The 16,856-nt window shown below is 70.0% G+C and carries 21 protein-coding genes, 1 tRNA gene and 1 riboswitch; of the genes, 14 read left to right on the top strand and 8 right to left on the bottom strand.

The window, feature by feature from the left end:
- Positions 1-105: 105 nt before the first annotated feature.
- Positions 106-786 carry a class I SAM-dependent methyltransferase gene (locus tag ACZ3H8_RS14110; RefSeq protein WP_467401373.1) on the bottom strand — a complete coding sequence of 227 codons (681 nt, stop codon included), beginning with the start codon at positions 784-786 and terminating at the stop codon, positions 106-108.
- A gap of 399 nt (positions 787-1,185) precedes the next feature.
- On the opposite strand from ACZ3H8_RS14110, the gene ACZ3H8_RS14105 reads away from it, so the two are divergent.
- The gene (locus tag ACZ3H8_RS14105; protein WP_467401371.1) at positions 1,186-1,455 is read left to right on the top strand and encodes a hypothetical protein; all 270 of its coding nucleotides are present in this window, start codon (positions 1,186-1,188) and stop codon (positions 1,453-1,455) included.
- Positions 1,456-1,621: 166 nt separating this feature from the next.
- Positions 1,622-2,458 carry a DUF1206 domain-containing protein gene (locus ACZ3H8_RS14100; RefSeq protein ID WP_467401369.1) on the top strand — a complete coding sequence of 279 codons (837 nt, stop codon included), beginning with the start codon at positions 1,622-1,624 and terminating at the stop codon, positions 2,456-2,458.
- 89 nt (positions 2,459-2,547) lie between these two features.
- On the opposite strand, the gene ACZ3H8_RS14095 is transcribed toward ACZ3H8_RS14100, so the two are convergent.
- Both ACZ3H8_RS14095 and ACZ3H8_RS14090 read right to left on the bottom strand, forming a co-directional pair.
- On the bottom strand, positions 2,548-3,264 hold the full coding sequence (locus ACZ3H8_RS14095; RefSeq protein WP_467401367.1) for a GAF and ANTAR domain-containing protein: 717 nt from the start codon (positions 3,262-3,264) through the stop codon (positions 2,548-2,550).
- Positions 3,265-3,340: 76 nt separating this feature from the next.
- Entirely contained in the window at positions 3,341-3,964 is a 624-nt protein-coding gene (locus tag ACZ3H8_RS14090) for an ANTAR domain-containing protein (protein ID WP_467401365.1), read from the bottom strand.
- Between ACZ3H8_RS14090 and ACZ3H8_RS14085 the strand changes: the two genes are divergently transcribed.
- Positions 3,959-4,126: a hypothetical protein gene (locus tag ACZ3H8_RS14085; RefSeq protein WP_467401364.1), complete on the top strand. Its 168-nt coding sequence runs from the start codon at positions 3,959-3,961 to the stop codon at positions 4,124-4,126. The genes ACZ3H8_RS14090 and ACZ3H8_RS14085 overlap by 6 nt on opposite strands.
- Positions 4,127-4,174: 48 nt before the next feature.
- Here the strand turns inward: ACZ3H8_RS14085 and ACZ3H8_RS14080 are convergent, their stop codons facing one another.
- The 3 genes from ACZ3H8_RS14080 to ACZ3H8_RS14070 form a co-directional block, all read right to left on the bottom strand.
- Complete coding sequence (locus tag ACZ3H8_RS14080; RefSeq protein WP_467401361.1) at positions 4,175-4,615, bottom strand: STAS domain-containing protein; 441 nt, start codon at positions 4,613-4,615, stop codon at positions 4,175-4,177.
- Between the two features lie 411 nt (positions 4,616-5,026).
- Positions 5,027-5,209 (bottom strand): hypothetical protein, encoded by a 183-nt coding sequence (locus tag ACZ3H8_RS14075; RefSeq protein ID WP_307662528.1) that lies wholly within the window; start codon positions 5,207-5,209, stop codon positions 5,027-5,029.
- Between the two features lie 118 nt (positions 5,210-5,327).
- The gene (locus tag ACZ3H8_RS14070) at positions 5,328-5,831 is read right to left on the bottom strand and encodes a DUF5994 family protein (RefSeq protein WP_467401360.1); all 504 of its coding nucleotides are present in this window, start codon (positions 5,829-5,831) and stop codon (positions 5,328-5,330) included.
- 292 nt (positions 5,832-6,123) lie between these two features.
- On the opposite strand from ACZ3H8_RS14070, the gene ACZ3H8_RS14065 reads away from it, so the two are divergent.
- From ACZ3H8_RS14065 to ACZ3H8_RS14015, 11 genes are all read left to right on the top strand, one after another.
- Positions 6,124-6,702, top strand: a complete 579-nt coding sequence (locus ACZ3H8_RS14065; RefSeq protein ID WP_467401357.1) for a DUF5994 family protein — start codon at positions 6,124-6,126, stop codon at positions 6,700-6,702.
- A gap of 5 nt (positions 6,703-6,707) precedes the next feature.
- Positions 6,708-6,941 carry a hypothetical protein gene (locus ACZ3H8_RS14060; RefSeq protein ID WP_467401356.1) on the top strand — a complete coding sequence of 78 codons (234 nt, stop codon included), beginning with the start codon at positions 6,708-6,710 and terminating at the stop codon, positions 6,939-6,941.
- Positions 6,938-7,201 (top strand): hypothetical protein, encoded by a 264-nt coding sequence (locus tag ACZ3H8_RS14055; protein ID WP_467401353.1) that lies wholly within the window; start codon positions 6,938-6,940, stop codon positions 7,199-7,201. Before ACZ3H8_RS14060 ends, ACZ3H8_RS14055 begins: the two co-directional genes overlap by 4 nt.
- 51 nt (positions 7,202-7,252) lie before the next feature.
- Complete coding sequence (locus ACZ3H8_RS14050; RefSeq protein WP_467401351.1) at positions 7,253-7,525, top strand: hypothetical protein; 273 nt, start codon at positions 7,253-7,255, stop codon at positions 7,523-7,525.
- A 215-nt stretch (positions 7,526-7,740) separates the two neighbouring features.
- The gene (locus tag ACZ3H8_RS14045; protein ID WP_467401348.1) at positions 7,741-8,154 is read left to right on the top strand and encodes a YciI family protein; all 414 of its coding nucleotides are present in this window, start codon (positions 7,741-7,743) and stop codon (positions 8,152-8,154) included.
- On the top strand, positions 8,148-9,383 hold the full coding sequence (locus ACZ3H8_RS14040; RefSeq protein WP_467401346.1) for an RNA polymerase sigma factor: 1,236 nt from the start codon (positions 8,148-8,150) through the stop codon (positions 9,381-9,383). The genes ACZ3H8_RS14045 and ACZ3H8_RS14040 overlap by 7 nt, the downstream gene beginning before the upstream one ends.
- A 458-nt stretch (positions 9,384-9,841) precedes the next feature.
- A complete protein-coding gene (locus ACZ3H8_RS14035; protein ID WP_467401343.1) occupies positions 9,842-10,327 on the top strand; it encodes an LPXTG cell wall anchor domain-containing protein in 486 nt (161 codons plus the stop codon).
- A gap of 164 nt (positions 10,328-10,491) precedes the next feature.
- Positions 10,492-10,565: transfer RNA gene (locus tag ACZ3H8_RS14030), tRNA-Met, on the top strand.
- A gap of 185 nt (positions 10,566-10,750) precedes the next feature.
- Positions 10,751-11,914 carry a PP2C family protein-serine/threonine phosphatase gene (locus tag ACZ3H8_RS14025; protein WP_467401341.1) on the top strand — a complete coding sequence of 388 codons (1,164 nt, stop codon included), beginning with the start codon at positions 10,751-10,753 and terminating at the stop codon, positions 11,912-11,914.
- Positions 11,915-12,212: 298 nt separating this feature from the next.
- A riboswitch (cyclic di-AMP (ydaO/yuaA leader) is annotated at positions 12,213-12,368 on the top strand.
- 11 nt (positions 12,369-12,379) lie between these two features.
- The gene (locus ACZ3H8_RS14020) at positions 12,380-13,444 is read left to right on the top strand and encodes a M23 family metallopeptidase (RefSeq protein WP_467401339.1); all 1,065 of its coding nucleotides are present in this window, start codon (positions 12,380-12,382) and stop codon (positions 13,442-13,444) included.
- 222 nt (positions 13,445-13,666) lie between these two features.
- Positions 13,667-14,614 carry an aldo/keto reductase gene (locus ACZ3H8_RS14015; RefSeq protein WP_467401336.1) on the top strand — a complete coding sequence of 316 codons (948 nt, stop codon included), beginning with the start codon at positions 13,667-13,669 and terminating at the stop codon, positions 14,612-14,614.
- On the opposite strand, the gene ACZ3H8_RS14010 is transcribed toward ACZ3H8_RS14015, so the two are convergent.
- Positions 14,611-15,954 (bottom strand): PrsW family intramembrane metalloprotease, encoded by a 1,344-nt coding sequence (locus ACZ3H8_RS14010; RefSeq protein ID WP_398992443.1) that lies wholly within the window; start codon positions 15,952-15,954, stop codon positions 14,611-14,613. The genes ACZ3H8_RS14015 and ACZ3H8_RS14010 overlap by 4 nt on opposite strands.
- A 60-nt stretch (positions 15,955-16,014) precedes the next feature.
- Entirely contained in the window at positions 16,015-16,806 is a 792-nt protein-coding gene (trmB, locus tag ACZ3H8_RS14005) for a tRNA (guanosine(46)-N7)-methyltransferase TrmB (protein ID WP_467401334.1), read from the bottom strand.
- Positions 16,807-16,856: the final 50 nt, after the last annotated feature.

Raw genomic sequence — 16,856 nt, 5'->3', positions numbered from 1 at the left:
GGGGGACGGCCCGGCTGGGCCTTCATCGGGGATACGGTGCTCCGTCACGCGGTTCGTCCCGTTCGGGGGTTGGCGCCGCGGACCGCGGCAGAAGGATTGCGCGTCTCAGCCGCGTCGCCTGCAGCAGAGGAAGAGCTGCTCCTCGGGCGGCACGTCGGTGATCGCCGGGGCGTAGGTGTAGGAGGACTCCTTGATGATCTCGAAGCCCCCCTCCCCCATGACCTTGTGCAGGTCCTCACGTAGGTAACCGGACACCCGGATGGTGTTTCCGAGGAACGGGATCGAGAAGTCGTCCACATCGGCCTCCACCATCGACATGATGAACAGCCCGCCGGGAACCAGCAGCTCGTGGACAGTCCGCAGCGCGAGGGGGATCTCGGCGCGCGGGAGCATCAGCAGGGAGAAGAAGGCCGCGACCGCGTCGAAGCGGCCCAGGTCCACCGGGCCACCGTGCCGCAGGTCTGCGATGTCCAGCTGGTGGAATGTCGCGCCGGGGACGTACTGCCGGGCGAGTTTCACCATCCCGTCGGACAGGTCGACGCCCACAACATCGAACCCCGCGTCCGCCATCTGGCGCGCGGTCGGGACGCCGGTGCCGCAGCCCAAGTCCAGCACCCGGGATCCGGCAGGCAGGGACGCGGCCAGCCATTCACCGGCGGAGAGCTGACCCTCCTTGTGCGGGAAGGCCTCGTCGTAGCGGTCGCCTATGGCGTCGAAAGCCTCGGCCTGGCCCCTGCGGTCGAGCCGAATGCTCTCGTAGCTGGTCCCTCTGTCCCCATTGATCACGAAAGTACCCTTCCGTAAGCCATTTCGAAGTATCCCATAATCGCATTGCCCGTCCACGGCCGTCGATCACGAGCAGGCACGAACAGGCTCGTGTACGTGTCCGAGGTGAGCGTGAGCGTGATCGCGGAGTGGAGCAGGGTCTCGTTGATCGTGTGGAGATCACCACCGCGTGCGCCTTGGTGGCGTCGGTGATGCGGCGAGGGCCATATCGTGCGCGGGCCGCACTGCGCACGCCAGACTTCCCTCCCCGCATTCCCTGAGTGGGTGTCAAGTAGGCGTCTGCACACGGCAGTACGAGTCGACAGGGGCCGCTGTCCGCAACCCTTGGGCGGGACTACTCTGTTGAGTGAAGCCCCAGCCCCCGGCAGCGATGACCTGTTCTGCTCCGGGAGGCCTGCCATGCTCGTCCTGCTTTTCATCCTCGTCGTGGCTCTGATCGGCTTCGGTTTCCTCAACTCCCTCTGGTGGGTGGCCGCGGCCGTTTTGATCTTCGGTCTCGTCCACTACGGCCGCGGTGGTTCCGGGCGCCGCGGCCATGGCGACGATCCCGATTACCGGGACTATCGGGACTACCGCGATCAACAGGACCGCTGGGACCGCCGATACAGTCGGCAACACCGGAGCCGCTGGAATCGCCAGGACCGTCGGGACCACGATCGTCGCAGGTGAGCGATGGTCGACGCCGCCCGACAGAGCCGCCCGCGCGGCAGGTCGGCGTGGTGGGGCGTGGGGCGTGGCGAAAATATCGGCGGTCGGCAACGCGCATCAGACCCTCAGCCGGGGGCACTCGGGGACTCAGGACGCGTACCGCGCGCCCACACTCGAGGGAGACATCGTGACGTCGTCCCACACACGCGGGCGGGGCCGAGCCTCGAGATTCACGACCCGCCACTCCGCGGAGGAGCAGACTTTGACCGCCGCAGGTCGGGCGGGCTTTGTCGCCCGGGGTGTCGTGTACATCCTCATCGGCGCGCTGGCCGTCGGGATCGCTCTGGGAAGCGGTGGCGAGGAGGCTGATCGCCAGGGCGCGCTCCGCCAGGTCGCGGAGCAGCCCTTCGGGAGTGTGATGCTGTGGGCGCTTGTCGTCGGCTTCGGCTGTATGGCGCTCTGGCGGGGCGCCCGCGCGGTGACGACCAGGGGGCCTCGGCGGAAGGCCGGTTCCCGGCTGCTGGACGGTGGCCGGGCGCTCTTCTACGCCGCGGTCTGCTGGGCAACTGCCGCGTTTGCCGCCGGGAGCGGCCAGGGCTCCAGCGGCGATGCGAAGTCTCAGGACTGGACGGCATCGGTGCTGAAACTGCCGTACGGACGTGTGCTGGTGGGTGTCGTGGGCTGCATCCTGATCGGCGTCGGCGTGGTGCTCGCCGTGCGAGCGGCGCTGCGGCGCTTCCTGCGGCATTTGGACACCGGCGCCATGGGCCGCCGCACGCGGCAGGTCGTGACCTGGCTGGGCGTGGGCGGCGGAGTGACGCGCGGCACGGTGTTCGCCGCAGCAGGGATCTTCATCCTGGTGGCGGCCGTCCGTTTCGACCCGAATGAGGCCAAGGGCGTGGACGCGACGCTCCGCAGCTTCGCGCACACCCCGATGGGGCCGTGGCTTCTGGTCGCCGTCGCGGTCGGACTGATTCTCTTCGGCATCTTCTCCTTGGCCTCGGCACGGTGGCGCCGCCTGTGACCGTTTCACCGGCGGCGGTCGTCGAGTCGTGTGGCGTCGCGGCCGGGGACTCGGGCTGCTTGGGTGCTGTGCAACTGCCGTGGCGAGGGTCAGGTGCCCAGGCCGGTGAGGGGTTCGGAGTCGTTGATGAAGGCGCGGGCGAGGTCGGACAGGCGGCGGTTGTGTGCGCGGGCGTAGCCGCGTAGTGCGGTGAAGGCTTGTTCCATGTCGATGCCCTGGCGTTCGGCGAGTTTGCCTTTGGCCTGTTCGATCAGTACGCGGCTGTTCAGCGCGGTCTGCAGCTGTTCGTTGAGGACGTTGCTGCGGTGGGTGGAGCGTTGTTGCAGGAGGCTGATGGTGGCGACGTCGGCCAGGGCTTGGGCGATGGGTGTGCCGACCGGGTCGAAGGGGCCGGGGTGGGTGCGGAAGAGGTTGAGGGCGCCGACGACCTCGTCCCGCAGGCGCATCGGGAGGGCTTGGACTGCCGTGAACCCGCTGTGCTGGGCCTGCGCGACGAAACGGGGCCAGCGGTCGGCCTGCGTGCGCAGGTCGGGGACTGTTACGGGTGCGCCGGTGTGGAAGCATTCCAGGCAGGGGCCTTCGTCGTTCTGGAGCTGGAAGAGCTCGAGCAGGCGTACTTGTTCGTCGGAGGCGGCCATGACGCGGAGTTCGCCGTCCCGGTCTGCGAGCAGCACTCCGGCCGCGCTGGCACCGAGCATGCCGACGCACCGGTCGGTCAGCAGGCGCAGGAAGTCGATCAGGTCGAAGTCGGCGACCAGGTTGTCCGCCAACTCGACAAATGTCTTGGCGAGGAGCTGCTCATTCATCGTGCCACCCTCCGTCGAAACTACTCCCGCCGGGGAGGGGCGGGAAGTGCAGCACGTGCATCGGTCGGCTCCTGCCTCAGGCGTCCTCGTCGGCCTGATCCGCGTCCGTGTCTGTGTCTGTCTCCGGGAGGAATTGGTCTGTCTCCAGAAGGAATTGGAGTCGGTGGTCCACCACGTCGGCGGCCACGTCGGCGAGCCGGCGTCCGTGGGCGTAGGCATGGGCGCGCAGTCGGACGAAGGCCTCCTCGACGCCGACACCGAGTTGTACGGTGAGCATGCCGGTGGCCTGGTCGATCTGGGCCCGGTACCTGCCCAGGTCTTCGGACGGCCTGTCCGGCGGGATCCCGGCGGGCGGCGTATTCGGCTCTTCGATCTGCGCATCGAGCAGGACCAGCGTCGCGGTGTCGGCGAAAGCCATGGCATCGGCCAGCTCCTCCGCGTTCAGCTCGATGGGTACGCTGGAGTAGAGGTCAAGAACTCCCGGGCTGATCGCCCCGATCTGCAGAGGGAACGCGAAGACCGCGCCCGCTCCGGCCTCCAGGGCCGCAGCGGCGAACGCAGGCCAGCGGCCCTGTATTTCACCGGTGCGCAGATCGGGTGTCAGAACGGCCGTGCCGAGGGCGAAGGCATCCACGCACGGCCCCTCACCGAGGGTGAGTTGCAGTTCCTCCAGCTGCTGGCTGATGTCGTCGGTGTGCACAACGGATGGCTGGCCGCGGTCCGGGACATCGCGGACACCCCGGCCCCGCCGACCGGCAGGGCTGCCACCGCGGCGGTGCACACATCCACCACGCCGACCCGGGCGCCCCGTGGGGCCGCCTGCTCGGCCACCAGCACCCGGATCCGCGCCGACCGGCTTTGAGGCATCATCCGGGCCACTGCTCACACAAGTCCTCGGCCTGTCGGCGGTTCACCCGGCAGGCCATCCCGGCACACCGCCCGAGAGGGCAGGCACGACCGGAGCAGGCCGACGCGGCGAGGCTGAAGCAGTCGGGACGGGTCCGCCCTGGAGAGGAGCGAGCAGGCGTCCGAGCGGGAGGCCCCGGAGCAAGAAGCCGGAGTCGGTGAGATCGACGAGCCGGGCCACCAGCGGCCGCGGGTAGTGCAGTTGGAGTGATCCACCGGCTGCGGTGGTCTGCTGTGACGCGTGGAGGAAAGCGTTGAGGCCGCTGCAGTCGCAGAAGGCGACAGCGGTGAGGTCGATGTCGATGGTGCGGATGCCGTCGCGCAGGCAGTTCTCCAGCGATTCGCGCACCAGCGGGGCTGTGTCGATGTCGATTTCACCGGCCAGGGTGAGCAACGCCCGGTTCTCTCTGTCGTGCCGATAGACCTTCAGCTGCGGAATGGGCATGACGCCTCGGTTCAGGAGACCATCCGGGCAGCGGATGCGGCGATGCCGGACTTCCGGCTCCTCCTGGCGCGCTGCCGGTCGGGGCATACATTCGGCGGAGGCAGGCGAATGACCGGTCCAGCAGCCTGTGTACCAGGACAGGGGACCCACCCAGTTCCCTCCAGAGGGATGCGCCGGGTGACCGGACGGAAGATCCGCTCCCCGCAGCCATCTGTGTTGAGCAACAACATGCCGCCGGGGTCTGGGACGTCCACGCAGCAGCATAGTCCTCAGTCCGGTCCGATGGACGACCGAAACCCCTCATCCTCAGCGACTGGACACAGTCCTGGAGGACTTGGGGACGTACGAAAAGCCGCGGGGACGTGATCGCGGCGATGGAGCGGACAACGGGTCTCGAATTCGTCGCCTCGCTCAGCGCCGGCGTCCGCGGCCCCTGGGGGACAATCCGGAACCCACGCCCCCCGAGTGCAGGGCGAGGAGGGCAAGTCCGACGAACATGAGGCTCGTCGGGCTGAAGATCGCCTCGGTCGACGTCTCGGTTACGTGAATGATGAAGGCGATGACGAAGAGCGCGGCCGCCGCGAATGCCAGCATCTGACTTCTCCTGCCAATGGACGGCGAACCACACGTGGACCCGGTGATTGCGCCGCTGTCGGTCGTCTTCCCTGCCAAAAGCCGAGCATTCGTGCTCGAGCCCACGCGTGCTTGAGCCTCACGCGTGTGCGGACGGCCCGGGTCGCGAGCCTGCCGAGTTGGCGCCGGTGTCGATGAGGATCTGTTCGGCCTCGGTGGTGTTGTGTGCCTCGACCGCTCTGGCCATCGCGGCGCGCGCCGCATCGGGTGTTGCCTGCGGCGGCACCACCAGCAGTGAGAAGTGATCCCCGTCGCCTCGGGTGATGAGGACGGTGTCGTCACCCACGGGGAACGAGTCGATGTGCACGACCCGGTCGTCGATGGTCAGGCGCGTCGGGAGTCCCTCCCAGGCGCTCGCATCCAGTCCGACGCGGGTGACGGGGCCGAGGTGTTCGGTCAACGCGGAGACAAGGCTGGGCAGCTCGGCGTCGATCCTGCGGGAATGCGGCCACCACGCGCCGTCCAGCGTCCCCTCCCGGGCCCGGGTCGTTTCCAGCCGCAAGAGAGCTGTGCCGGGTTTCACGGCGTGGTAAATGGCGTCCGGCAGGAGCTTGCCAAGGTCGGGGGTGTCGGAGTCGCCCATTGCGTGTCCGCCCGTCCGAGACTCCTGTGTCCGCCGGTCGTCAGATGGGATGGCGGTGTCGGCGTGGCTGCGCGCCAGGGAAGTCTCCTTGGCTCAACCGTACCCCGGGGAGCCCCGGCGCGGTGCTGAGAATCCGGAGGAAATGCCTGGTCGCACGCATGTTTGTGGCCCCTGGACCGGAGTACATTGAAGAGACCGGGGGCATTTCGCGCATCTGCTCCCATGCGGGTGCCGCTCTCGGCGAGCAGCAACACCGGGCCGTTTTGCGACGGCCCGGGGGCGGGTCCGCACCATGGCCGTGACCATCGACCGTACGACAGTCCCCGGGCGGGTTTCCTCGCCGGAGGCCCGCTTGTCCCTGACGTCGGCGGGCTCGGTTCCGGGGCTGCTGGACGGCGCCTGGTGGCCTCGCTCCCGCGACCTCTCCCGCGAACTCCCTGCCCTGACGGACGCGCTGGACGGACTCTGGGGCAGGATCACGCGCGTCACGGTGAATCCGACCTATTGGCCCGTGGTCCCGCGCAAGGTGCCGGTCACCGGACGCATGCTGCACGTGGGGTGGTTCAGGGACGAGCAGGACCCGCACAAATTGATTCTGCTTTCCTACACCGTCGGCCGCTGGGACCTGTTGGTGATTCCACCGGAAACCGATGCGGCTTCCGCCGCGCGGCTCATGGCCGCCGCAGCCACCCCCGGGAATTTCCGCACAGCCAGCCGTCTGATGGCCGACGAGGCCATTGCTCGCGGCGCGACGGATGCCCGGAGCCGGGAAGAGGAATGGGAGACCGACGGTGGGGCCGGGTCCGGCGGGGCCGGATCCTCACCGCTCGGGATCCCGAGCGGCCTCCAGCGCTGTGCCCAAGGGATGTGAGCAACATGGAGACCATCATCACCGTGGCAGTGGTCCTCGCCGTGATCGCCATGGGAATCTTTCTGATCCACCAGCTGAATGCCCAGCACGACGCACGCATCGCCTCGTTCCACTACGGCGAAGCCATCCAGGGACTGGGCCGCCGCCGGAGGCCGAGGCGCCGTCGGCCGGCCACCGGGCCCGCCGGACCGCCCGAGGCCGGCACCCACGGCGACCAGCACGATGGAGGCCGCGGATGAGCCCCGCGGAAGGAGTGCCTGCCGCCGGGCGCGCCGAAGTCCGGATCGTCGCTGCGTCCCCCGGGGCCGCCCGTCAGGTCGCAGAGGTTCTGCGGCGCTGCTTCGCCTCCACCGAACAGCGCAGCTACCCCGCCGGCCGCGACGGCGGCACCAGACTCCACCTCACTGTGGACACCGCGCATGCCGCCGAGCCCGCGCGGTCGTGGCTTGCGGCCAGCCGGTCAGCGGGCGACGACCCTGCGCAGGCGGACGACACCTGACGCAGCAGGACTCCTGCACCCACGCCGAGCACGAGAGGACGGCAGGCAGTCATGGCAACACTGCGCGAGCGGAAGACCTATCGGGAGCAGGTCATGAAGGCCCTGTACGAAACCACCGAGGGCAACCGCCTTCTGGGTGTCACCGGGGCGAAGTTGCGCGACGACCTCGGTGTCCATGAGGAGGACCTGGCTGCGGCGTGCACGTATCTGGTGGGCGAGGGGCTGATCGCCGTTGACTGGGCGACGGGCAATACGCCCTCGATGGTCACGCTGACACATCAAGGAATCCGGGTCATGGAGGCTGAAGAGGAGGAGCAGGGCTGAGGTGACGCCCGCGGACCTGATACGCGGCGCCCCGACAGGGCTCCACCGGTCGGGGCGCCGCGCTGGGCAGGGCCTGCTCCCCGATCAGCCCCGCGTGCTCCCGGCGAGTGGTTCCGAAAAATTCTCGGCGCGATGTCGAGAATCCGTCATCGGCTGCGACGTCCCCTGTGAAAGTTGCCCACCAAGGGTGGCTACGCATCCGAAGGAGCGACGACATGAAGTATCTGGTGATGGTCCAGGGCTCGCAGGCCGACTACGAAGCGATGCGCGGCACGGCGTCCGCCCACAGCCCGGCCTGGAGCGAGAAGGATCTACAGGCGATGTTCGCCTTCATGGGCGAGGTCAACAACGACCTCTCCGAGTCCGGCGAGCTCGTGGACGGGCAGGGACTGGCAGAGCCGGCCCTGACCCGCCATGTCACCGTGGACAAGGACGGACGGCCTGTGATCACCGACGGTCCGTACGGAGAGACCAAGGAGCTGCTCGCCGGGTACTGGGTGCTCGACTGCGAGAGCCTGGAGCGGGTCACCGAGATTGCCGCGCGCGTCGCGCAGTGCCCCATTCCCGAAGGAGCCACCGACTACCCCGTGGTCATCCGGCCCATCCAAGACGGCGGAGGCGATTGTTGAGACGTACGACCGAGGTCGAGGACCTGCTGCGCCTGCACGCGCCGCAGGTCCTCGGTGCGCTGGTACGGCGGTACGGACACTTCGGCCCGGCCGAGGACTCCGTACAGGAGGCGCTGCTCGCCGCCGCGCAGCAGTGGCCTGAGCAGGGACTGCCCGACAATCCCCGCGGCTGGCTGATCAAGGTCGCGTCCCGTCGTCTCACAGAGCAGCTGCGCAGCGAAGAGGCCCGGCGCAGACGCGAGGAGACGGTCGCGGCGCTGACCCCCCGGGACGCGTTCACGGCGCCTGCGCCCGGCGAGAGCCGCGCCCCCTCCGAGGACGACACCCTCACTCTGCTCTTTCTGTGCAGCCACCCCGAACTCACCCCGGCCGCGCAGGTCGCGCTCACGCTGCGGGCCGTCGGCGGTCTGACCACGGCCGAGATCGCCCGCGCGCATATGGTGCCCGAGGCGACGATGGCGCAGCGGATCAGCCGTGCCAAGCAGAAGGTCAAGGGCGTGCCCTTTCGGCAGCCGGGGCCTGAGGATCGCGATCGGCGGCTCGCCGTGGTGCTCCAGGTGCTCTACCTGATCTTCAACGAGGGCTATACGGCCACTTCCGGCAGCGATCTGCACCGTGCCGACCTGGCCGGCGAAGCGATCCGGCTGACCCGGGCCGTACGCCGGCTGCTGCCCAAGGAGGGTGCGGTGGCCGGGCTGCTGGCGCTGATGCTGCTCACCGACGCCCGCAGCGCGGCGCGCACCGGCCCGCACGGCGAGCTGATCCCGCTCGACGAGCAGGACCGCACCCGCTGGGACCAGGAGTCGATCGCAGAGGGCACATCCCTGGTGGAGGAGGCCCTGTCCGAGGGGCCGGCCGGGGCCTATCAGCTGCAGGCGGCGATCGCGGCGCTGCACGACGAGGCGGCGCGCGCCGATGACACGGACTGGCCGCAGATCCTCGGCCTGTACGACCTTCTCGTACGCCTCGCTCCCGAGCCGATGGCCGAACTCGGCCGGGCCGTGGCCGTCGCCATGGTGCACGGGCCCGAGGCCGGGCTCGCCGAAGTCGCCAAGCTGGAGGACCGGTTGGCGGGCCACCACCGGCTCGACGCCGTACGCGCGCACCTGCTGGAGAAGGCGGGAGACGTCGAAGGCGCACGCGCCGCCTACCAGTTGGCCGCCCGGCGCACCCTCAGCGTCCCGGAGACGCGCTACCTCCAGATGCGGGCGGCTCGTCTGCTGCCCTGACGCGGTCGGCGCAGCTCGCGGCCGGACCGGCCAACCCCCAGGTCAGCGGCGGGTTTTGGCACGGCGGGCGCTGTTGCGAAGTGGTGACAGTACGGGGATTGTCCGGCCGATCTTGAGCGGTGAAGATGAGCACTTCGCCGCAAGCCGGGACCGCAAAGGACCGAACGGGCCCGAAGAGGCCCGCGAGGGACCCAGAGGGCCCGAAGAGGACCGGACGGACGGCGATCTCTCATCTCGCTCGACCGCCTGTCGCGGCGCGCTGCCGCGCTGCTCTTTCGTACGGCCAACTGTCGCCCAACCCGGCCTGTGGGGCAACGTCGACCTGTTCCACCAGCTCAAGGGCGAGGGAACCTTCGACACCGATCTGGCGACCACCCTGGAGATCGCTCCGGAGCCCGACGCCGACGGAGAGGATCGAGGAGTGGCTCGGCGACGGCAAGCTGGTCAGGGCCCCGAAGGTGCCCGGCCAGGACAGGTGGCAGCTGGCCGACCTCCCCAAGAGTTACTTCACCGAGAAGGGGAAGCTGCACCGCTACATCCTTCGCGTGCGCGTCATCGACTTCAAGGGCATCCAGAAGCCGGTCAAGCTCACGCTGCGGGCGACGACATCGCTGACCGAGGGCAACACGATGCCGTTCCTGGAGGCCGAGGCCAAGATCACGGTCGCCCCCGAGCGCGGCACCGCCCCGAGCGGCGAGCCGACCGCGAACCCCTCCCCGACCGCGTCCGCCTCGCCCTCCCCGACGGCGTCCGCGACTCCGTCAGGGACCCCGTCCGCCTCCGCCACGACCTCGGCGGCGGCCGCCGCGAACGACGCCGTTACCACCACCGACGCCCTCGCCAGCACCGGCTCTTCCAGCTCCACCTGGTACGCGGCGATCACCGCCGCGGTCCTGATCGCGGCCGGCGGCGCGCTCACCGCACTCCGCCTGCGCCGCCGCTGAAACAGCGCGCCTTGCCGCTGCGCAGCCGGGCGACACATCCCTCCGGAGGGGCTCCCGAGCCGCTCCGGAGGGGCTCGGGAGCGGCTTCAGAGCGGCTTCAGATCAGGCGTACTCATAAAATGGAGTTGATCTTGCTCCGGATGGCGTAAGGTTGTGTTCACCGACGCGGGGTGGAGCAGCTCGGTAGCTCGCTGGGCTCATAACCCAGAGGTCGCAGGTTCAAATCCTGTCCCCGCTACTGAAGACAGTGGCCCGGCACTCGATGAGAGTGCCGGGCCACTGTCGTATCTCCTCACTCACACCCTTCGCTCACACCCGCGTCGCCCGGTTGGCCGACGGTGAGTCGCCGCCCGGCGCGGCTACGGCCAGCCTGGGGAGGGCGCGGTACCGTCCGCAGCCAGGCGGACGGGCAGGAGATCACAGGTGGGGCACCGACAGCAGGCCGGCGGCTACAGCGCTCCTCGTATCGTCCGTGTGCTGCCCACGCTGATGATCGTCGGCGGTCTTGTCTTCGACTACTTCACCCCGCCCAGATTCACGGCCGTGCCGTTCTTCGCGGCCGCCCCGCTGATCGCCGCGCCCTTTTCCTCCTGGATCGCCACTCTGCTGACCGGCATCGCGGCGACCCTGTCCGTGCTCGGTCTGCGCTACTACAACGAGACCGTGTCCGAGGTCACGTCGTTCACCGAGCTGTTCACCGTTCTCACCGTCGCCGGGCTCGCCCTGCTCATCAACCGCCTCGTACGGCTCAGCCGTGAGCGCCTCGCCTCCGCCCGGGTGATCGCCGAGGCCGCCCAGCGCGCCGTGCTGCCCGCCCCCGCCGCCCGGATCGCCGGGCTGCACATCGCCGCGCGGTACGAGGCGGCGCAGGCCGACGCCTTCATCGGCGGCGACCTCTTCGCCGTACAGGACACGCCCTTCGGGGTGCGGCTGGTGGTCGGAGACGTACGGGGCAAGGGGCTGGAGGCGGTCGAAACGGTGGCCGTGATCCTCGGGGCGTTCCGGGAGGCTGCCGAGCAGGAGAGTTCGCTCGAAGGGGTCGCCGCGCGTCTTGAGCGGGCACTGGCGCGCGAGGGCACGCGGCACGACGAACTGGATGCCGTCGAGGGGTTCACCACGGCCGTGCTCGCCCAGATCCCGCGCGGCGAGGGCGTGGTGCGGGTGGTGAACCGGGGCCACCCGGAACCGCTGGTGCTGTACGCCGACGGGGACGTGGACATCCTGGAGCCGACCCAGGCCGCGCTGCCGCTGGGAATGGGCGAACTGGGGGCGTGGCCGGACCGGTCGGATGCGCATCCGCTGCCCCCCGGGGCCACGCTGCTCCTCTACACGGACGGTCTCTCCGAGGCGCGCGACGCGGGCGGCGTCTTCTACGACCCCGGCGAGCGGCTCGCGGGGCGGCTCTTTCCCGGGCCCGAGGAGCTGCTGGACGCGCTCGTCGACGACGTACGACGGCATACGCGCGGCGGGGCCACGGACGACATGGCGCTGCTGGCGGTCAGCCGCCCCACCGAGGGGCAGCCGGACCGCCGCAGGACCGTGCCGGTCGTCAGAGCCCTTGCAGGCTTGGAGCGCCGGAGCAAGTGAAGGCCCGTCGCGCGGCCATGGGCCCGACGCAGGACGCGGCCACGGGCCCGACGCGCCCGACGCAGGACCCGGCACCGTGCGTAGTCGAAGCGCACCCCTCCGCATAACATTTGAAGCACTGTCAGATGAGGTACCGGCCCGCGGGTAGATCAAGTCGCCCGACTCCGGCCGCTTGTGTCCTGGTTAGTCCCCGTCAAAGTCGTTAATGATCAGTCGGAACAGCTTGGAATACGACCCCGGAGTCTATTAACGTTCGATAACGCAGCGCGGTCGTCCCAGTCGTCGCCAGAGACGGCACCGTGCGCACGCGCCGAATCCCGCAAGGGAACCGGGGAACCACCAATTGGGGTGAATCGGGCACCTTTTGCCGCTTTTTCCGCGGTCGAGGCGCCCGTAGGAGACCTTCCTGCTCCGAACCCGTCAGCTAACCCGGTAGGCGAGAAGGAAGGAAAGGAGCACGCCTCCGTGGCGTCCAACAAGCCTGCCCCCGAAGCACCCTTCGGAACCCTGGAAACTGACTTCTTCGGCGACGAACCGGCGGAGCGGGCATGGGAGGAATGGAACCCCACCGAGGACTCCGTCCGTCCGGTGCGCGGCCGGCACCGTGTCATGAAGCAGCGCGGCGGGCTCGCCCGCAGCTCCACGGTGCTGGGCGTCGGCGTGATCGCTGCGGTAGGCGCGGGCGGCATGGCAACCGCGCAGGCCAAGCCGCCGGTCTCCATATCGCTCCCCGACTCGATCGCGGACAACCTGCCCGACGCCAAGTCCCTGCCGGGTGTGGGCTCCCTGATGTCCGACGACGCGTCGGACGCCGACGCGGGGAACGTGAACGCGGCCCCGCTCACGGCGATGAGCCTCGCCACGGACTCCGGCACCGAGGCCGGAACGGACAGCGCGGCCGGCGCCGGTGAGGCGCTGCGCGCCCGCATTCTCCAGCAGGCCGAGCAGCAGCAGGCGGAGGCGGACGCCGAGGCGAAGGCGGCCGCGGAGAAGCTCGCGGCCGAGAAGGCCGCGGCGGAGGCCGCGAAGCAGCAGACCGCGGCGGAGGCCAAGGCCGAGGCCGAGAAGCTCGCGGCCGAGAAGGCCGCGGCGGCCAAGGCGGAGGCCGAGCGGCTGGCCCAGCTCGCGAAGAGCTACGCCCTGCCCACCTCCTCGTACACGATCACCTCCACGTTCGGCGAGTCCGGCTCCATGTGGTCCTCGGGCTACCACACCGGCCTGGACTTCGCGGCCCCGACGGGCACGCCGATCAAGGCGGTGCACAGCGGCACCGTCAAGTCGGCGGGCTGGTCCGGGTCTTACGGCTACCGCACGGTGCTGGAGCTCGAAGACGGCACGGAGGTCTGGTACGCCCACCAGTCCTCGATCTCGGTCAGCGCCGGCCAGAAGGTGACGACGGGCGAGACGATCGGCCGCGTCGGCGCGACGGGCAATGTGACGGGCCCGCACCTGCACCTGGAGGTCCACACGCCTGGCGGGTCGGGGCTCGACCCGATGGCGTGGCTGCGCGGCAAGGGCCTCAGCGTCTGATCGTGCGCCACAGTCCCCGGCAGCTCTGGCGCACACCCCCCGACGCCAGGGCTGCCGGTACAGCGCGTAGACCCGTACAGCGCGTAGACGGTACAGCGCGTAGACGGTACAGCGCGTAGACGGTACAGCGCGTAGACGGTACAGCGCGTAGACGGTACAGCGCGTAGACGGTACAGCGCGTAGATCGGAATAGCGCGCGCCACCACGGGCGTTGATCAACCCATGACTTCTCTCCGGACCCTCGGCTCGTCCGACATCGCCGTCTCCCCGCTCGCCCTCGGCGGCAATGTCTTCGGCTGGACCGCCGACCAGGCACAGTCCTTCGCCGTGCTCGACGCGTACGCCGCCGTCGGTGGCAACTTCGTCGACACTGCCGACACGTACTCCTCCTGGGCGCCGGGCCACGAGGGCGGCGAGTCCGAGACCGTCATCGGCAACTGGCTCACCGCGCGCGGCAACCGTTCCGACGTCGTCGTCGCGACCAAGGTCGGCGCGCACCCCCAGTACCGGGGGCTCTCCGCCACGACTATCAGGGCCGCGGCCGAGGAATCCCTGAAGCGGCTGCGCAGCGACTACATCGACCTGTACTACACGCACTTCGACGACCCGAGCGTCCCCGTCGAGGAGATCATCACCGCCCTCGACCAGCTGGTGCAGGACGGCAAGGTCCGTGCCATTGCCGCCTCCAACCTCAGCGCCGAGCGGCTCCAGGCGTCCCTGGACTTCTCGGAACGCGAGGGGCTTGCCCGTTATGTCGCGCTGCAACCGCACTACAACCTCGTCTCCCGCGACACGTACGAGGGCGAGCTGCTGGACACCGCCGTCCGTGCCGGGCTCGCCGCCGTCCCCTACTCCGCGCTCGCCTCCGGCTTCCTCACCGGCAAGTACCGGCCGGGTGTGACGGTGGACAGCCCACGGGCCGCGGGCGCCGGCAAGCACCTGGAGACCGGGCGGGGTCTGGCGGTCCTCGCCGCGCTCGACAAGGTCGCCCGGGCCCGTGGCGCGCAGGTCGCGACCGTCGCGCTCGCCTGGCTGGCCGCGCAGCCGACCGTCGTCGCGCCGATCGCCTCGGCCCGCACGGTCGAGCAGCTGCCCGCGCTGACTGCGGTCGCCGAGCTGGAGCTGACGGCCGAGGAGCTGGCCGAGCTGACCGCGGCGTCGGACAGCTAGCCGCGGTACGGGTTGTAGCCGCCGTAGTCGCGGTACGGCGGCGGCGTCCACACCCGGCCCGTCGCCCGTGCCGCGTACGTCAGCGCGGGACCGGCGACGTCCTTGCGCTGCCACAGGTGGTGCAGCAGCTCCTGCTCGCGCTCCGCGAAGTCCGGGCCCGCCGCTCCGCGGTGGGCCCGGTGGCGCAGAAAGGCCAGGGACGTCGCGAACCGCTGGTACTCCGAGACGGCGTGCGCGGCGGCCGGTCCGTGCGCGCGCCGGGCGACGTCGCGGGCCATCGTGCGCGCCCGCATCGAGGAGAGCGCGCGCGGCTCGGCGGCGGTCAGCCAGCCGGCCGCGGCGTACGCGGGCAGCTCGGTGGATATCGTGCGCAGTTCGCGCTGCCGGGTCCAGACCGTCAGCCAGGTCAGCAGCCCGAAGACGGGGACCATGAACGCTCCGTACACGGCGTAGAAGCCCCACGGGCCGAAGAGCGACGACGAGCCGTTCCACAGGGCGTGCATGCCCATGGCGAGGGCGAGGCCGAGCAGCGGCAGCGCGATCCGGCGGATGCGCTGGCGCTGGGCGGCGAGCGCGGCGATCCCGAAGCCGATGCCGGTCAGCACGGTGAAGAGCGGGTGCGCGAACGGCGACATGACGACGCGTACGAAGAAGGTCGCCGCAGTCACCGAGGCGAACCCCGATGTGCCTATCTCCTGGTCCTCGCCGAAGGCGCTGCCCAGGTAGAGGATGTTCTCGGTGAAGGCGAAGCCGGTCGCGGTGAAGCCGGCCACGACCACGCCGTCGACGATCCCGGTGAAGTCCCGTCTGCGGAAGATGAAGATCAGCAGGATCGCTGTGGCCTTCGCGCTCTCCTCGACGATCGGGGCGATCACCGTCGCGCCGAGCGTGTCCGCACTCGCCGGGTCGGCGGTGGCGGTGGCTATCCAGCGGGTCGCGAAGGTGTTCGCGATGATCGCGACGAGGGCAGCGGCGAACGCACCCCAGGCGAAGGCGAACAGAAGGTTCTTCCAGGGGCCCGGCTCGACCCGGTCCAGCCAGCGGAAGGCCGCGGCGAGGAGCGGGACGGGAAGGGTCGCGAGGCCGAGACCGACCAGGAAGCCCTGGGTACCGGTCTGTTCGCGTACGAGCGCGAGGATGACGAGGCCGGAGAGGGCGAGGAGGGTGATCAGCGCCCCCGCCCGTACCGCCCTGCTGCGCCAGAGCTGGGAGGCGCGGCGCGGTTTGTAGCGCCAGCGGGCACGCTCCGGCACGGCGGCGAGCAGCTCGGCGAGGTGCTGCTGCTCGAACGCCGGGACCGCCGGATGCGGTGCGGGGTCCTGCGGGGGCGACTCGGACACCCAATGACCCTAACGAGGGTCACTGACAACTGGCGACGGTGTCTGGGGTGCTACTCAGGGTTACGCGGGCCCCAACGGGCGGCGGAACAGCAGGTCGTGAACCCTGTGCCCCTTGTCCAGGCCCTGTCCTTCGAACCGGGTGAGCGGGCGGAAGGCGGGGCGCGGGGCGTAGCCGCCGTCCTCCTGGGTGTTCTCGAAGTCCGGGTGCGCGGAGAGCACCTCGAGCATCTGCTCGGCGTACGGCTCCCAGTCGGTCGCGCAGTGCAGGATCGCGCCGGGCTTCATGCAGGTGGCGGCGAGGGAGAGGAACTCGGGCTGGATCAGCCGCCGCTTGTGGTGCCGCTTCTTGGGCCAGGGGTCGGGGAAGAAGACGCGCAGCCCGTCGAGCGAGCGGGGCGGGAGCATCTCCCGCAGGAGGATGATCGCGTCGCCGTTGGCCACCCGGATGTTGGACAGTCCGTTCCGCTCCGCGAGACCGAGGAGGTTGCCCTGGCCGGGAGTGTGGACGTCGACGGCGAGAATCCCGGTGCCGGGGTCCGCGCCTGCCATCTGCGCGGTGGCCTCGCCCATCCCGAACCCGATCTCCAGGACTACGGGCAGCCCGCCGAACATCTCCTCGAGGTCGAGGACGCGATGTCCGTCGATGTCGAGGCCCCAGACGGGCCACAGCCGCTGAAGCGCATCCTCCTGCCCGGCGGTCACCCGGCTCCGCCGCGGCTGGAAGCTGCGGATACGCCGCTCATGGTGCGACCCGGCGGGATCGGCGACGGGCCCGCCGGGGAAGCGGGGCTCGCGGTTGGCGCGGATGGGGGCCGGGGGGGCGTCGGGGGTGTGGTTTCGGAGCTCAGACACAGTGGGTTAATTCTACGGGGGCGTGGGGGTGGGGCCGGGGCCGCCCGGCA

Source organism: Streptomyces sp. NPDC002868 (assembly GCF_055563295.1).
Note: the sequence above shows the minus strand (reverse complement) of the source record. Positions and strands in the feature narration are given on the sequence as shown.

Bases quoted from the DNA above. Each gene is read 5' to 3' on its own strand.
- ACZ3H8_RS14075 (WP_307662528.1), bottom strand. From the start codon at position 5,209: ATGCTGGCATTCGCGGCGGCCGCGCTCTTCGTCATCGCCTTCATCATT.
- ACZ3H8_RS14045 (WP_467401348.1), top strand. From the start codon at position 7,741: ATGAAGTATCTGGTGATGGTCCAGGGCTCGCAGGCCGACTACGAAGCG.
- ACZ3H8_RS14105 (WP_467401371.1), top strand. From the start codon at position 1,186: ATGCTCGTCCTGCTTTTCATCCTCGTCGTGGCTCTGATCGGCTTCGGT.
- ACZ3H8_RS14095 (WP_467401367.1), bottom strand. From the start codon at position 3,264: ATGAATGAGCAGCTCCTCGCCAAGACATTTGTCGAGTTGGCGGACAAC.
- ACZ3H8_RS14050 (WP_467401351.1), top strand. From the start codon at position 7,253: ATGGCAACACTGCGCGAGCGGAAGACCTATCGGGAGCAGGTCATGAAG.
- ACZ3H8_RS14060 (WP_467401356.1), top strand. From the start codon at position 6,708: ATGGAGACCATCATCACCGTGGCAGTGGTCCTCGCCGTGATCGCCATG.
- ACZ3H8_RS14055 (WP_467401353.1), top strand. From the start codon at position 6,938: ATGAGCCCCGCGGAAGGAGTGCCTGCCGCCGGGCGCGCCGAAGTCCGG.
- ACZ3H8_RS14015 (WP_467401336.1), top strand. From the start codon at position 13,667: ATGACTTCTCTCCGGACCCTCGGCTCGTCCGACATCGCCGTCTCCCCG.
- ACZ3H8_RS14070 (WP_467401360.1), bottom strand. From the start codon at position 5,831: ATGGGCGACTCCGACACCCCCGACCTTGGCAAGCTCCTGCCGGACGCC.
- ACZ3H8_RS14065 (WP_467401357.1), top strand. From the start codon at position 6,124: ATGGCCGTGACCATCGACCGTACGACAGTCCCCGGGCGGGTTTCCTCG.
- ACZ3H8_RS14080 (WP_467401361.1), bottom strand. From the start codon at position 4,615: ATGCCCATTCCGCAGCTGAAGGTCTATCGGCACGACAGAGAGAACCGG.